12 protein-coding genes and 2 pseudogenes are annotated in these 13,814 nt (G+C 72.3%); 4 read left to right on the plus strand and 10 right to left on the minus strand.

The window, feature by feature from the left end; genetic code table 11:
• Nucleotides 1–2: 2 nt before the first annotated feature.
• Nucleotides 3–866, minus strand: coding sequence for a 3-hydroxyacyl-CoA dehydrogenase family protein (locus tag AS97_RS12500; RefSeq protein WP_059146936.1), 864 nt, complete (start codon nucleotides 864–866; stop codon nucleotides 3–5).
• Between the two features lie 381 nt (nucleotides 867–1,247).
• A pseudogene (locus tag AS97_RS12505) lies at nucleotides 1,248–1,421 on the minus strand (TetR/AcrR family transcriptional regulator); the annotation flags it as partial.
• Here AS97_RS12505 and AS97_RS12510 point away from each other — a divergent pair.
• Nucleotides 1,422–1,757, plus strand: a pseudogene (locus AS97_RS12510) (short-chain dehydrogenase); the annotation flags it as partial.
• A gap of 79 nt (nucleotides 1,758–1,836) precedes the next feature.
• Here AS97_RS12510 and AS97_RS12515 read toward each other — a convergent pair.
• The gene (locus AS97_RS12515) at nucleotides 1,837–1,995 is read right to left on the minus strand and encodes a hypothetical protein (RefSeq protein WP_167543243.1); all 159 of its coding nucleotides are present in this window, start codon (nucleotides 1,993–1,995) and stop codon (nucleotides 1,837–1,839) included.
• Nucleotides 1,996–2,149: 154 nt separating this feature from the next.
• Here AS97_RS12515 and AS97_RS12520 point away from each other — a divergent pair, with 154 nt between their 5' ends.
• Together AS97_RS12520 and AS97_RS12525 are read left to right on the plus strand one after the other, a co-directional pair.
• Entirely contained in the window at nucleotides 2,150–3,016 is an 867-nt protein-coding gene (locus AS97_RS12520; RefSeq protein WP_210564900.1) for a helix-turn-helix transcriptional regulator, read from the plus strand.
• Nucleotides 2,976–3,188 carry a DUF397 domain-containing protein gene (locus AS97_RS12525; RefSeq protein ID WP_125757485.1) on the plus strand — a complete coding sequence of 71 codons (213 nt, stop codon included), beginning with the start codon at nucleotides 2,976–2,978 and terminating at the stop codon, nucleotides 3,186–3,188. Before AS97_RS12520 ends, AS97_RS12525 begins: the two co-directional genes overlap by 41 nt.
• Here AS97_RS12525 and AS97_RS12530 read toward each other — a convergent pair.
• Together AS97_RS12530 and AS97_RS12535 are read right to left on the minus strand one after the other, a co-directional pair.
• On the minus strand, nucleotides 3,170–3,934 hold the full coding sequence (locus AS97_RS12530) for a sulfite exporter TauE/SafE family protein (protein ID WP_210564901.1): 765 nt from the start codon (nucleotides 3,932–3,934) through the stop codon (nucleotides 3,170–3,172). The two genes, AS97_RS12525 and AS97_RS12530, sit on opposite strands and share 19 nt — an antisense overlap.
• A gap of 48 nt (nucleotides 3,935–3,982) precedes the next feature.
• On the minus strand, nucleotides 3,983–4,564 hold the full coding sequence (locus AS97_RS12535) for a Uma2 family endonuclease (RefSeq protein WP_125757481.1): 582 nt from the start codon (nucleotides 4,562–4,564) through the stop codon (nucleotides 3,983–3,985).
• An 82-nt stretch (nucleotides 4,565–4,646) separates the two neighbouring features.
• Between AS97_RS12535 and AS97_RS12540 the strand changes: the two genes are divergently transcribed.
• Nucleotides 4,647–4,811 (plus strand): hypothetical protein, encoded by a 165-nt coding sequence (locus tag AS97_RS12540; protein WP_312846957.1) that lies wholly within the window; start codon nucleotides 4,647–4,649, stop codon nucleotides 4,809–4,811.
• Nucleotides 4,812–5,108: 297 nt separating this feature from the next.
• Here AS97_RS12540 and AS97_RS12545 read toward each other — a convergent pair whose 3' ends face one another.
• The 5 genes from AS97_RS12545 to AS97_RS12565 form a co-directional block, all read right to left on the minus strand.
• Nucleotides 5,109–6,353, minus strand: a complete 1,245-nt coding sequence (locus tag AS97_RS12545) for a type III PLP-dependent enzyme (protein WP_125757479.1) — start codon at nucleotides 6,351–6,353, stop codon at nucleotides 5,109–5,111.
• Entirely contained in the window at nucleotides 6,350–8,257 is a 1,908-nt protein-coding gene (locus AS97_RS12550) for an IucA/IucC family protein (protein ID WP_247204345.1), read from the minus strand. Before AS97_RS12550 ends, AS97_RS12545 begins: the two co-directional genes overlap by 4 nt.
• A 120-nt stretch (nucleotides 8,258–8,377) precedes the next feature.
• On the minus strand, nucleotides 8,378–10,462 hold the full coding sequence (locus AS97_RS12555; RefSeq protein ID WP_210564902.1) for an IucA/IucC family protein: 2,085 nt from the start codon (nucleotides 10,460–10,462) through the stop codon (nucleotides 8,378–8,380).
• Nucleotides 10,459–11,706: an ATP-grasp domain-containing protein gene (locus AS97_RS12560; RefSeq protein ID WP_210567198.1), complete on the minus strand. Its 1,248-nt coding sequence runs from the start codon at nucleotides 11,704–11,706 to the stop codon at nucleotides 10,459–10,461. Before AS97_RS12560 ends, AS97_RS12555 begins: the two co-directional genes overlap by 4 nt.
• A 231-nt stretch (nucleotides 11,707–11,937) precedes the next feature.
• Nucleotides 11,938–13,779, minus strand: a complete 1,842-nt coding sequence (locus AS97_RS12565) for a carboxyl transferase domain-containing protein (protein WP_210564903.1) — start codon at nucleotides 13,777–13,779, stop codon at nucleotides 11,938–11,940.
• Between the last annotated feature and the right edge of the window lie 35 nt (nucleotides 13,780–13,814).

Below are 13,814 nucleotides of genomic sequence, written 5' to 3' on the forward strand. Positions count from 1 at the left end.
ACTCACGAAAGCACCTCTCCATAGTTGTAGAACCCGCGCCCTGTCTTGCGCCCCAGGTCACCGGCGCGCACCTTTTCCATCAGAAGTTCACAGGGCTCGAAGGTGGAATTTCCGGTCCGCTCGGCAAGTAGCCGAAGAGCGTCCGCGAGATTGTCGAGTCCGATCAGGTCGGCGGTGCGCAGCGGGCCGGTCGGATGACCGAGGCAGCCGTGCATGAGCTGGTCCACGTCCTCGACGCTCGCGGTGCCCTCGGCCACGATGCGCGCCGCTTCATTGATCATGGGGTGCAGCAGCCTGCTGGTGACGAACCCCGGCGCGTCCCGCACGACGACCGTCTTCCGCCCCAGGCGCTCCAGCAGGGACAGGATCGCGGCCATGGCGTCCTCGCCGGTCTGCGGGCCGCGCACCACTTCCACCATCTCGATGAGATAGGACGGATTCATGAAGTGCACGCCGGCCAGTTCCGCGGGCCGCTGCACCGACTTCGCCAGTTCGGCGATGGGTATTCCCGAGGTGTTGGTGATCAGCGGGACCCCGGCGGGGACCGTGCCGGAGAGCTCCGCCATGACCCGCGCCTTGAGCGCGGCGTCCTCGGTGATCGCCTCGATCACCACTTCGGCGTCCGCGACATCGCCGCTGGAGAGCGTCGTGGTGAGTGTCCCGGTGGCCTGGGAGGCGGGGAAGGCGCCCATGAACTGCCCGTGCCGCAACAGCTGGGCGATTTCCGCTCGGGCGCTCTCCAGCACATCACCCGAGACATCGACCAGCACGACATCGACCCCACGGCCCAGCGCGAGTGCGGTGATGTTGCGTCCCATTACCCCGGCGCCGACGACAGCGATCGTGTCCGATGCGGAACTCGCCATCCCCTGCCTCCAATCGTCACTCAGATGAGCGCGCCCCCGGTAGGGCACACCACAAGTGAATGCCAACAGGAACGGCAGGCCCCTGCCTCTATGGCATTTTCAGGTGAAAATACTAGGAGAGCGCGTCCGGTGTCGATGGGGCGCAACGACCGCCGCCATCTCGGCATCTTCACCTGATCCAGGGCGATTTGGACCATCCGCCGACCGTCGAGGACGGCGATCACCAGCCTACGGGACCGTTCACGTCGAAGAAGCCGCCACTGGGACCGTGCGCCGGGAGCGTGGCGGCGCGCACGACGACCTTCGCGCCCTGCGATGCTCACCGGAACATTGCGCGGCACAGCACATGCCGAGGTGAACAGCGGGCCGGGACAGGAGGGTTCAGGCGCGCGGCAGCACGCCGAGGAGTGCCGAGGTGAAGGAGATCCGCAGAGCGTCACGCAGCTCCAGGTGGAGCACGCCGAGGGCAGGCTCGTCCGCGTAGGCGGCAAGGACGCTGGGCGGCGGCGGGACATACGCCGACAGGGCACCCGCCGAGACCAGGCTCGTCAGGCAGTCGCGGTGGCCGCCCATCCCGGCGTGTCCAACACCGAGCTCGCACGCAACACACCCGCCGCGCTTCGCGCGCCCATCACCTGGCTCGCACCGCTGCTCACCCAGAAGGCCGAGATGGGCGCCCTGCCCACGCTGCGCGCCGCCACCGATCCAGCCGTCACCGGCGGCCAGTACTACGGCCCCGGCAACCGGGGGGAGATCCGCGGCTACCCGAAGCTGGTCGCCTCCAGCCCCGACTCCCACGACCAGGCCGCCCAGCAGCGCCTGTGGACCGTCTCCGAGGAGCTCACCGGGGTGACATTCTCAGCGCTGACTCCACAGCGGAGGGATTCCTGAGGCCGCAACCGGATTCGAACCGGTGTGGACCGGCCCCGGCGGACCTCGCCGGGACCGCCAAGCCGACGGTTCACCGGGGTCATAGGTCCGCACGGTCGCGGTGGCGCGGGCAGCGGCAGGGCGGGAACTGGCTGGACCGCAAGGGTTCGAGCTTGTCCTTGACCACGACGACCACCCTGCCCAGCTCCTGCGTGACGACCGCGCCGTCCGGCGAGACGCGGTAGACGCGCATCGTCATCCGTGGAGCGGTGGATTCGGTGTGTGAGAACACGTTGACCTGTCTTTCCGGTTCGGCCAATTACGTTGTGTGCACACACCGTTGCGTTCCGGCGCGTAGGCTGGAAAGAGGCGACACGTCCCAGCCAAGATCGCGGGACAAGAGGGGATATACGATGCCGTTCCAGCCACGCGAACTCTTTCCCGACCGCTCCGCACGCGACCTCTTCGGCGCGGAGATCCGCCGCCACCGCGAGAAGGCGGACATGTCGTTACGGCGGCTGTCCGAGGTGCTGAACTACAGCAAATCGCACCTGGCACGGATCGAGGCGGCGGAGTCCCTGCCGTACGACGACCTTCCGTCGAAGTTGGACGCGTGCTTTGGGACGGACGGGATGTTCGCGCGGGTGTATGCGCTGGCGAAGAACGAACCGTTCCCGGGCAAGTACCGGCGGGTCGCTGAGGTCGACAGCCGGGCGGTCGCGATCGAGGAGTACACGTGCGCCACCGTTCCCGGGCTGCTCCAGACCGCCGAACTCGCGAGGGAGTCATTGCGGATCGGACACCGCCACGCTCCGGACGCCGAGATCGAGGCGTTGGTCAAGGCTCGCCTCGACCGACAGGCACGGCTGGACCAGCCTCATCCACCGGAGTGCTGGTTCATCGTCGATGAAGCGGCGTTGCGCCGCCCGGCGGGCGGGCCGGAGGTGATGCGGCGCCAGATGGAGTCCCTGCTCGAGCGCGGGACACATCCGTACGTGACCCTTCAGGTGTTGCCCTTCAGCGCGGGACACCATGTGGAAGCGGGCAACTCCCTCATTTTGTACACGCTGCCGGATGAGCCGATGCTGGCCTACCGGGAAGGCAGTCGCTTCGGGACGGTCATCGAAGACAAGGACGCGGTTGCGAAGCTCCGGAAGAACTACGATTTGCTACGGGCCATGGCCCTCTCGCCCCGGGACTCCGAGGCGATGATCCGAGCTGCGATGAAGGACTGGACTCATGGTGACAACACCGAACCTGAGCACCGCCGCCTGGCGTAAGAGCAGCTACAGCAACAACGACGGAGGAATGTGTGTCGAGGTTGCCGACAACCTCCCCGGCATCGTCCCCGTACGCGACTCCAAGAACCCCGACCGACCCGTCCTCATATTCCCCAACGGCTCGTGGAGCGCGTTCATCACGAGCCTGAAGAATCAGCGCAGCAGCAATTGAAGTCCGCCCAGCACCGTAGCCCCGATCACCAGCCGCTCGAAGAGCCGCTGATTGATCCGGTCCACGCACGCCCTACCGATGTACGCACCGGGCAGGACGAAGAGCGCCAGTAGCGCGTCCAGAAGCAGGGAGCGGGCGTCGATCAGGCCGAGGCCGACGCTGAAGGGCACCTTGGCGACGTTCACGATGAGGAAGAACCAGGCCGAGGTGCCCAGGAAACTCAGCTTCCGGAAACCGGCGGAGAGCAGGTAGAGCGACATCACGGGGCCGCCCGCGTTGGCCACCATCGTGGTGAAGCCGCCGAGCACCCCGTACGAACCGGCCTTGAGCCGGGCGCCCGCCCCGTCCGCGTCGGGCGTCGCGGGGGCCTCCGCACGGGCCGCCGCACGCCGCCGCCACACCGTGACCCCGGCCATCAGCAGCAGGATCGCCCCGATGGACGTGCGCACCTCCGCGTCCCCGGCCCAGAGCAAGAACACCGTGCCCACCACGACCCCGGCCGCGACCGCCGGGAACAGCCGCACCAGGGTCCCCCAGTGGGCGTGCCGTCGGTAGGTGCGCACGGCGAGCAGATCGCCGACGATCAGCAGGGGCAGCAGCACACCGGTCGACTCCCGGGCCGGAAGCACCGCCGCGAAAATCGCGAGGCTGACGGTATTGGCACCGCTGACGGCGGTTTTCGAGAAGCCGACGAGTATGGAGGCCGCCGCGAGCGCGGCGAACTCCCAGAGGGTAACGGTGTACATGCCACCGAATGATTCCAGGCCACCGCAACCCCACCGGAGCCAGGGACCTCAGCGCACCCAGCCCTGGAGCGGCTCGGTGTCGAGCGTGACGCCAATGGGCGCGGGCAGCGTGAGCGGCTTGCCGAACGGCACGGTCTTGGTGCTCTCGTACCGGACCCCGTCGGGCTCGCTGAACACGGTGACCTCACCGGCCTCCCGGTCGACCAGCAGATACACCGGAATTCCCGTCTCGGCGTAGGCGCGCGGCTTCTCCACCCGGTCCCTCCGGTCGGTGTCGGAGTCGTACGAGGTGACCTCCACGACCATCAGGGCGGGATCGGCGTCGGCCCACTCCCCCTGGCCGACGAACGCGTCACCGTGGGCGAGGGTCCCGTCGGGGCGGGCGTGGCCGTTGCGGTACGTCTCGACCTTGAGGCCCTGGTCGTGCAGCCACAGGTCGGGATGGGCCTGAATGCAGATCCGCGCCAGCCACTGGATGATCCGCCCATGATCGCCATCCGGCACCGGCGTGACCCCGATCTTCCCGTTGATGAACTCCCACCGCACTCCCTCCGCCACGCGGGCCGCCAGCCGCGCGTACTCCTCGAACTCCTCCGGCAGCATCTGCGGACGATCGTGGGTCGCGGTCATGACCGGGAGCCTCCTTCGGGTGCGGTGCGCTCTCAGCGTAGTCGTTCTCAGGGCCCACCACCTGTGAGACTAAGGTGCACACATGGTGACAAGGCGAACCCGGGACGGGCTGCTGGAGCTGGTGGATTGGCTCGAGAGGGAGCACGGGCCGGTCACCGAGGAGGAGCGCGCCGCCGCTCAAGCAGAGCTGCGCGAGATCGACGCGGAACATGACCGGCACATGCGGGCGAACTCGCCCGCAGGGTGATACTGGCCGCATGGGCAGCCACGAGTTCGTGCGCGCCGGGGCCGGGCTCGGGTGCGGGCTTGGTGGGATGGTGGTGGGCGCTCACCTCCGAGCTGGTCACCTCCGGGGCGGAGGCGCTGGGAAAGCGGGCCGCCGAAATTCGGGAGCGGCTGTGTGAGCAGCGAACGTGGGCGGACCGGTTCGCCACGCTGGGCACGTATCTGCGGGAGCGCGCGGCGGCGGGCGAGGACGGGGCGCCGGTGCGGAGCGAGGTCGCCGAAGCGTGGACGTGGCTGGCCCGGCGACAGCCATCCGCCCTCATTCGTCCAGGTAGTGGAAGCCCGGCCGGGGGTGCATCAGGAAGTCGTGGTGCGAGATGTTCCACGCGTACGCACCCGCCATCGCGAAGGCGACGCGGTCCCCCACCCGTAGCTCGGGGACCGGGATCCGGCGGGCCAGCACGTCCTTGGGGGTGCAGAGCTGGCCGACCAGCGTGACCGGCTCCGACCGTACGGCCGGGCGCGCCCACGGCCGGGTCCAGGTGTCCCCGGTGTCCCCGGTGTCCATGGGGAGCACCTGGAACGGCTGGTCGTGCTGTTTGGTGGCGGGGGTGCGGAGGTGGTGGGTGCCGCCGCGCACCACCGCGAATGCCTCGCCCCCGCTGTGCTTGATGTCCAGCACCTCGGTGACGTACCAGCCGCAGTAGACGGTCAGCGCCCGGCCGGGCTCGATCCGCAGGGTCAGGCCGGGGTGGCGGAGGGCGAGGTCCGCCATGCCCTGTCCGTAGGCGGCCCAGTCGAAGCGGCGGTCGGGGTGGGCGTAGTCCACACCCATCCCGCCGCCGACGTTCACCTCGGTGAGGCCCAGCGCGTGGCGTTCGGACAGCTTCGCCGCCCAGTCGGCGATCGCGGCGGCCACGGCGACCTGCGCGGGGGCGTCGAGGCCGCTGGCGAGATGGGCATGGATGCCGCGCAGCCGGAGCGGGCCGCCGTCCGACAGCCGGAGCGGGCCGCCGCCCGCGCTCGCTTCGGCGAACAGCGGAAGGCAGCGCTCCACGGCCTCGGGGTCGAGGCCGAAGGGGCTCGGGCGGCCGCCCATGGCGAGCGCCGCGCCGCCCAGCTCGTCACCGGCCACCGGGAGATTGACGCGCAGGAGGACGTCCACGTCAGGGATCGCCGCGTCCTGCGCCGCCCCGGCCAGCAGCCGCAGCTCCTGCTCGCTCTCCACATGGAACCGCTCCACGCCCAGCGTCAGCGCCCGCCGCAGCTCCCCCTCGGTCTTGCCCGGCCCGCCGAAGGCCAGCGGCGCCCCGGGCACGGCCGCGCGGACATGCTCCAGCTCACCGCCGGAGGCCACCTCGTACCCGGTGACGTGGGGCGCGAGGGCCCGGAGGACGGCGGGCGCCGGGTTGGCCTTCGCGGCGTAGTACAGCTCGAGGCCCGGCGGCAGCGCGTCCCGTACGGCCCGCGCGTGGGCCCGGAGCGCGGTCAGGTCGTAGACGTAGGCGGGAAGGTCGTCGCCGGTCAGCTCCGTGGCGAGGGTACGGACGGCAGGGGTGATCAACGGCTGCTCCCGGGGTGGTGGACGACGTGGGCTTCTGGGGACACATGCGCCGCTGCCGACACATGCGCCGCCTCGGACACATGCGCCGCCTCGGACACGTGCGCCGCCTCGGACACGTGCGCCGCCTCGGACACGTGCGCCGCCTCGGACAGCAGGGCGGAGGCGAGCGGGCTGGCGATGCGGACATAGCCCGCGTGGCGGTCGGCCCGACGAGCCCAGCGGGTCAGGAGGTTGGCCTTGGCTGGCAGCGGCACGCCCGCCACGAGGGCGCGCAGCGCGGGCGGGTGGTCATGGGCCGCCGAGCGCTCGCACAGCACCCGGCGGACCGCCGACCACAGCGCGGGCTCCAGACGCGGACAGCGGTCGGCGAGGGCGGCCACCATCTCGGCGATGTGGTTGACCAGCAGGCAGTACACCACCCGGTCCCAGCCGCGTTCGCGCTCGTACGTCAGCGGGCGGGTCACCGCCTCGGGCAGCGCGGCGAGCGCGGCGGTGTGGCGCTCGGGCAGCAGCTTGGTGCCCTCCAGATCGCGGAAGATCACCTGCCGGGGGGTGCCGTCGGCGGGGTCGACGCCGATGACGACGTTCTGGAGGTGGGGTTCGAGGACCACGCCGTGGTCGAAGTAGGCGGCCAGCACGGGCGGTACGAGAAGGTTGAGATACGCCTGCCACCACGCGGAGAGCCGGTCGGGGCCGACATCGGGGAGAAGCCGGGAGATCTGGGCGCCGCTGGTCGGGTACTCATCGGCGACGGCCGCCGCGAGCAGCGCGGTCAGCCCCGGCCACAGCCGGGCGGCCAGCCCCTCACGGACGATCACTCCGAAGCCCTCGATGAGCTGCTGGTCGCCGCCGAGGTCCAGCGTCCGGTAGGCGGGTTCGCGCAGCAGCTCACAGCCGGGGAAGCGGGCGGCGAGGTCGGCGGCGACCGGCTCCAGCAGCCGGGTCAGGGCGACGGCGCCGGACAGCTCGTAGTCGGCGTTCTTGCGCAGGCAGTTGGTGATCCGCACATTGAGGCTGAACTTGAGGAAGTCCCGGCCGTCGTAGAGCGTGCGGACCGACGCGGTCGGCGCGAACTCCGCGCCGCCGGGCCCGAGGTCCAGCACGTCGTCCCGGGCGATGGCCGCCCGCAGCAGACGGTGCTCGCGCAGCATCGCGTACTGCCAGGGGTGCGCGGGCAACAGCCGGTAGCCCTCGGGGACGGCGGCCTGCCGGTCGAGCGCGGCGAGGGCTCCGGGCTCTTGGCCGACCCGTTCCTCGCGTACGTACTCCTCGCGTACGTACTCCTCGCGGACATGCTCCTGGCGTACGGCGAGGTGGTGCAGCGGGAAGCGCGCCCCGGCCTCGGGGGCGAACCGCGCCCAGGAGTCGGCGCTGCCGGTGCGGGCCTTGGGGGTGGGGTGGAAGCGGTGGCCGAAGAGCAGGGACTGCTCGGAGGCGAGGTAGAGGTCCTCGACGCCGCCGCCCACGGGCGGTGTGTCCCGGCCCTCCAGAGCCTCCCGGCCCTCCAGAGCTTCCCGGCTCTCCAGAGCCGCCAGGGCCGCCGTCATGCCCGCGTGGCTGGAGGCGACCTGGGCCAGGAACTCATCGTTGTGCACCCCCGTGCGCAGTCGCAGCTCCCGGCGGATGCGCTCGGCCAGCTCGCGCCAGGACACCTCGGCCCAGCCGCCCTCGCGCTGCTCGCTGACCGGCCCGGTGAAGCGGTGCGCCCCGATGAGGGAGGTGCGCCGCAGCCCGACGCGCAACAGCACCCCGCAGCGCGGCAGCCTCAGCCGCAGCCACCCATCGGCCACGACGGTCTGATGCTCCGGCCCCGACACCTCGCGGAGCAGACAGTTGAGCAGGGTGTGGGCGGTGGCGTGATCGGCGGAGGCCACGGTCGCGGCGGGCGAGGAGGTCATGGGCATGGGGCGGCTCCAGCGGGTGCGGAGGAGAGAGGGGGCAGGAGGGGCCTGGCGGTAACGGCAGGAGAAGCGCGGCGGAACGGCATGAGAAGCGCGGCGGTAACGGCAGGAGGAGCGCGGCGGTCATCTGCCGCTTCCCCGCAGCAGATAGTTGGGCCCGGTGACGTAGTGCTTGTTGACGTCCGCGGCGCCGGAGCGCTCCTTGGTGAACAAGGTGCCGGCGGTGACCATCGCCTTGACCGGCAGCCGGTCCGCGTCCAGCACCCGCCGCCGCAGCAGTGCGGCGGCGGCCCCGGGCCGGGTGACGGCGAGCCGGTCGACGGCGTCGGTGAGCCGGTCGCGCAGCCGCCCCAGCAGGGTGTCGAGCGGGGCCCGGCCGAGGCGGGCGAGTTCGAGGACGGGGGCGGCGGCGCACAGATGGACGGTGATGGTGGTGAACACATCGGCCACCGGCCCGTCGCCGGACGTCAGGATTCTGCGGTCGTCGAATCCGCACAGGTCGGCGGCCGGTCCTCCGCCGACCATGGCGGCGAGCCGTATCGCGTGGACGCGGGGGCCGTCGTGGTCCTTGATGAGCAACCGCAGCCGGGGCACGGCACCACCGTTGTCACCGCCGCTCTCGAAGACCAGGGAGACGTTCTGCTGATGGGACTCCAGCGCGATGCCGTACGCGAAGAGGGCGGTGTGGAAGTCGAACAGCAGGGTGAGGTAGTCGTCGAGCAGGGCGAGGACATCCCCGCCGTAGTGGCGCTCGGCGAGCCCGTCGATGACGAGCGTGCCGTCCGGGGCGCGGGCGAGCAGCCCGGCCAGCGGCACGACCGTGGCGTTCTCCAGGCCGGGCGGGTAGCGGCGGACGAGCGTGGCCAGCAGCTCGTGTCCGGCGTGGAGATGGGTGGTCTCGTCGGCGAGCAGCACGGTCGCGCCGAACCGCGGCTCGCGCGCGATCACCGCCTCCACCAGGCGCTGGGCCACCTCCCCGTCGATCAGCGTGCCGGGTTTGACCGAGCGCCGGTTGCGCATCCCCAGCGTGGAGGTGGTGAGCGGCAGTTTGAGGTGGACGAGGGGGTCATCGGCGACGGCCACGGTCCGCATGGAGAGGGTGGGCCGGACGTCCAGCAGAGGCCGGTCGGCGAGCCGGGCCTCGCCGTCGAGCCCGGCCGCGCGGAGCGCGGCTTCCAGCGGGCGGCCGACGGTGAGCGGATGCACGGGGAAGGCCAGCCGCCGCTCGTCGGAGGGCCGCCGCCCGCTTGCGAGGCCGAGTTGAGCGGGCGTCGGCCACCAGGCGGGCAGCCGCGCCGGGTCACCGTCCACCGCCTCGCGGGGGAGGACGAGCCAGCGCAGCGGGAAGGTGGGGTGGAACTCGGGTGCGTGGGCGCGTAATTGGTCCTCGGTGAAGACGGACCGGCCGCGGCTGGTGGGGTAGACCGGGTGGTCCCGGAAGGCGGCGAGCGTGTCGTACGCGACCGCCCCGGGCATCCCCGTCCACCGCCCCTCGCCGTGACGTGCGGCCAGCTCGGCGACGACGGCGGGGCGGATGCGGGTATGCAGCCGCATGGCGTCGAGGGCCTGTCGGCACTCGGTCACGAAGACGTCGTACAGCGGCCGGTCCTCGTCCGGCACGGCGGACCGGAGACGCGCGAGGACGGGGGCGAGGCCGGTGAGCGGCCGTTCGGCCGGGGCACAGTCCCTGGACACGCCGGCCGGGCCGGACGCGGACGGCGACTCGCCGTCGGCGGGTTCGGCGTCGGCGGGTTCGGCGTCGGCCGATTCGGCAACGGCGCGACCGGCGTCGGCCGGATCGGCAACGGCCCGATCGACGTCGGTCCGACCGGCGGGGGCCGGTTCAGCCGGGGCCGGTTCAGCCGGGGTCCGTTCGGCACCGCCCCGTTCGGCGTCCGCCCGATCAGCACCGCCCGGTTCGGCAACGGCGCGACCGGCGGGGGCCGGTTCGGCATCGGCCCGATCGGCCGGGGTCCGTTCAGATGTCGCGGGGGCGCACAGCCGCAGGGGGCGGCGACGGGCACGGATATCGCACTGGAAGCCCTCGGGTTCCACCGGCAGCAGCACGCTTTCGCCCCCCTCGAGCGCGATGCGCAGCCAGTCACCGTCGCTGCGCCGTTCCGGGGTGGCGCGGCTGCGCAGCTTGTAGGCGTCCTCTCGGAGGAGCGTGTCGAGCACCCGTCCGAGAAGCTCCTCTTCCTCTGTCACACGATCTCCCATCGGTGGGCCGCGAGGTACTGCGCCACCGCCGCGTCGATCCGCCCCTGGTCGGTGCCGGTGGCCCGGAGTACGCCGAGGAAGTCCCGATTGGTGCGGTGGAGCGGGTGTTCCTCGCCGACCCCGCGCAGCGGCCGGTAGTCCAGCCGTACGCCGTCGCGCTCGGTCACGCTCGCCGGAGGGGCGGAGGCGAGCCGCCCGGCGCGATCGGCCAGGACGTACTCCATGCGAACCCTGCCGTCGGTGCGCGCGCCGAGGTCGTCCGGCAGCGGCTCGCCCAGGTGCGTACGGAGGATGTACTCGAAAAGGGGGATGCCGAGGAGTTCGGCGAGGACGAGGTCGCACTGGTCGCCTATGGCACGGTAGTTGACCTCGATGAGGCGGGCCCGGTCACCCTGGACGACGTACTCGGTGTGGCACACGCCGAAGCCGACGCCCAGCGCGCGCAACTGCGCCAGCACCTGATCGGTGTGCGGCTGCGGGGGCGGGGCGGGCAGCAGGTGCAGACGTTCCTCGATGAAGTGCGGGGGCGGCGAGAGCTCGGTGCGGAAGCCGCCGAGGACGTGGAGGGTGCGGCCGTCGCCGAGGGTTTCGAGGGTGCGCAGCTCGCCGTCCAGGAACTCCTCGACGACCAGGGCCGCTCCGGGCCGCCGGGCCCGTATCTCGACGCAGCGCCAGACGAGTTCGTCCGCGTCGGCGACGAGGACGACGTCCTCGCTGGCCACGCCCTCGCGCGGTTTGACCACGCAGGGGTAGGGCGCGTCGAGTCCGGCGAGGGTGGCGGGTTCCTGTCCGGTGGCGAGTTCGGTGGACCAGACGGGGTCGGCGGACCAGACGGGGTCGGCGGACCGGAGAGGGTCGGCGGCGTCCGGGCCCGCGGCGGCGAGGGCGCGGCGCAGCTCGGCCTTGTTCTTGGTGCGCAGCGCGGCGCGCCAGTCCTTGCCCGGGAGGCCGAAGTACTCGGCGGCGAGGGCGGCCTGGGTCTGGAGGTGGTCGCTGTTGGTGAAGACGGCGTCGGGGCGGCCGTCGGCGGCGATACGACCGATGACCTCGGCGAAGTCCCGTACATCGCAGGGGACGATGTCGAGCGCGGGGAACGCGTGGTCCTGCCGTCCGTTGCCGTAGGCGCGTTCATGGGCCTCGGGCTGGTCGGTGAGCAGGGTGACCGCCAGACCGAGCCGGGCCGCCGCGGGGAGGAAGCCCTCGGTGACGGAGTCGGTGGGGTTGAGGGCCAGGAGGTGGAGCCGGGGCGGCGGCGCGGAGGCCGCCCGGGCGGCCGAGGGGGCCGGGACCGGGGCGGCCGAGGAGCCCCCGAGGGCAGGGGAAGAGGACGGCCGTGACGCCGCGTCGAGATCATTCTCGTTCACGGCCCGAGATTAGGTTAGGCATGCCTAAGACCGCTAATTCGACGTGCCGGTCCGCCCGTTTGGCCCTGATTAGCCGTCAACGACCGTCAACGGACGGCGTCAACGGGGTAGTCCGATGCGGCGATGACGGACGCGGCGCGCGGCGAGCCGCTCGTCCGGGTCCTGGGCGCGGAGGGCGGCGAGTTCGGCACCGAGGAGATGGCCGAGGTGGCTGAGAAAGGCGTCGGGAGCGCGGGAGGCGTCTCCAGCCCGGGAGCCGCCCCCGGAGCCGGAGACGTCCTCTTCCACAACGCGGTCGACGATGCCCTGGGCGAGGAGATCGGCGGAGCGTACGCCCTGGCGGGCGGCGACCTCGTACGCCCGCTCCGTCGTGCGGTGGAGAATCGCGGACGCGCCCTCCGGCGGCAGCGGCGACAGCCAGGCGTGGCGCGCGGCCACGACCCGGTCGGCGGGCAGCAGCGCGAGCGCGGCGCCGCCGGCGCCCTGGCCGAGCAGCAGGCAGAGGGTGGGCGCGGGCAGGGTCACCATGTCGGCGAGGCACCGCGCTATCTCCGCCGCGAGCCCGCCCTCCTCGGCCTCACGGCTGAGCGCGGCGCCCGCGGTGTCGATGACGGTGAGCAGCGGCAGCCCGATCTCGGCGGCGATGTGCATCCCGCGCCGCGCGGTCCGCAACCCCGCCGGTCCCAGCGCCTGCCCCTCCCTCGGCCCCTCGGCCGTATCGCCTTTGCGAGCGCTGCGCCGGTTGTGGCCGAGGACGACGCAGGGCGTCCCGCCGACCCGGGCGAGTGCGAGCAACAACCCGGGATCGTGCTCTCCGGCCCCCGTACCGCTGAGCGGACTCACGTCTTCGGCGGCGACCCGCAACAGATCCCGCACCCCGGGCCGCTCGGGCCGCCGCGAAGCCCGTATCGACACCTCCGCCGACGGCACGACGGCCTCCGGCCCCGTACTGTCGGACGCCGCGTCGGCCCGTTCCGTCTCCGGTGTCCCGCCGGGCGCGCTGCCGGGCGCGCTGCCGGGCGCGCCGCCGGGCGCGCCGCCGGGCGCGCCCCAGGCGTCCGCCGATGCGCGCGGGGCGGCCGCATCGGCAGCCGCCCGTGCTCCGCCCGGCGCACCAGGGCCCCGCGTGGGCTCGGTGGAGGCCCCGCCCGCATCCCCCGGCTGACCGGGAACGGGCCCGGCGGCCGGGGCCGGGGCGGGGGCGGGCGCGCTGTCGCCCGCGCAGAGAACCCTCAACACCCGTGCCGCCACGCCCGACAGGCGGCTCAGCGGGAGGACGGCGTCGATCAGGCCGTGGTTCATCAGGTTCTCGGCGTTCTGCACACCGGGCGGAAACTCCTCCCCGTACAGGGCCTCATGCACCCGCGGGCCCATGAAGCCGATCAGGGCGCCCGGCTCGGCGGCGGTGACATGGCCGAGGGAGCCCCAGGAGGCGAGGACGCCGCCGGTCGTGGGGTGGCGGAGGTGGACGAGATACGGCAGGCCCGCCGCCTTGTGGTCCGTGATCGCCGCTGCCACCTTCACCATCTGCAGAAACGCGACCGTGCCCTCCTGCATCCGGGTGCCGCCCGAGGCCGGGGCCGCGAGCAGGGGCAGCCGTTCCGCCGTGGCCCGCTCCACGGCCCGTACCAGCCGCTCCCCCGCGGCGACCCCTATCGAGCCGGCCAGGAAGCGGAACTCGCAGGCGACCAGCGCCACCCTGCGCCCCTCGATACGGCCCTCACCGGTGATGACCGACTCGTCCAGCCCGGTGCGCTCGCGTGCCCGCTCCAGGTCGGCCCGGTAGTCGGGGTCGTCCGTGGTGATCGCCACCGGTTCGTCCCAGCCGTGCCAGCTGCCGGGGTCGACGATGGCCTCGATCAGCTCACGGGCCGATGCGCGGGCGGCGCCACGGGAGGCGCCGGAGCCGCCGGAGCCGCCGGAAGAGTTCGTTGCGGTCATACGTGTCACCCTTCCACGCCATCGACCCCCCGCAA

Source organism: Streptomyces sp. AgN23 (assembly GCF_001598115.1).
Lineage (GTDB): Bacteria > Actinomycetota > Actinomycetes > Streptomycetales > Streptomycetaceae > Streptomyces > Streptomyces antimycoticus.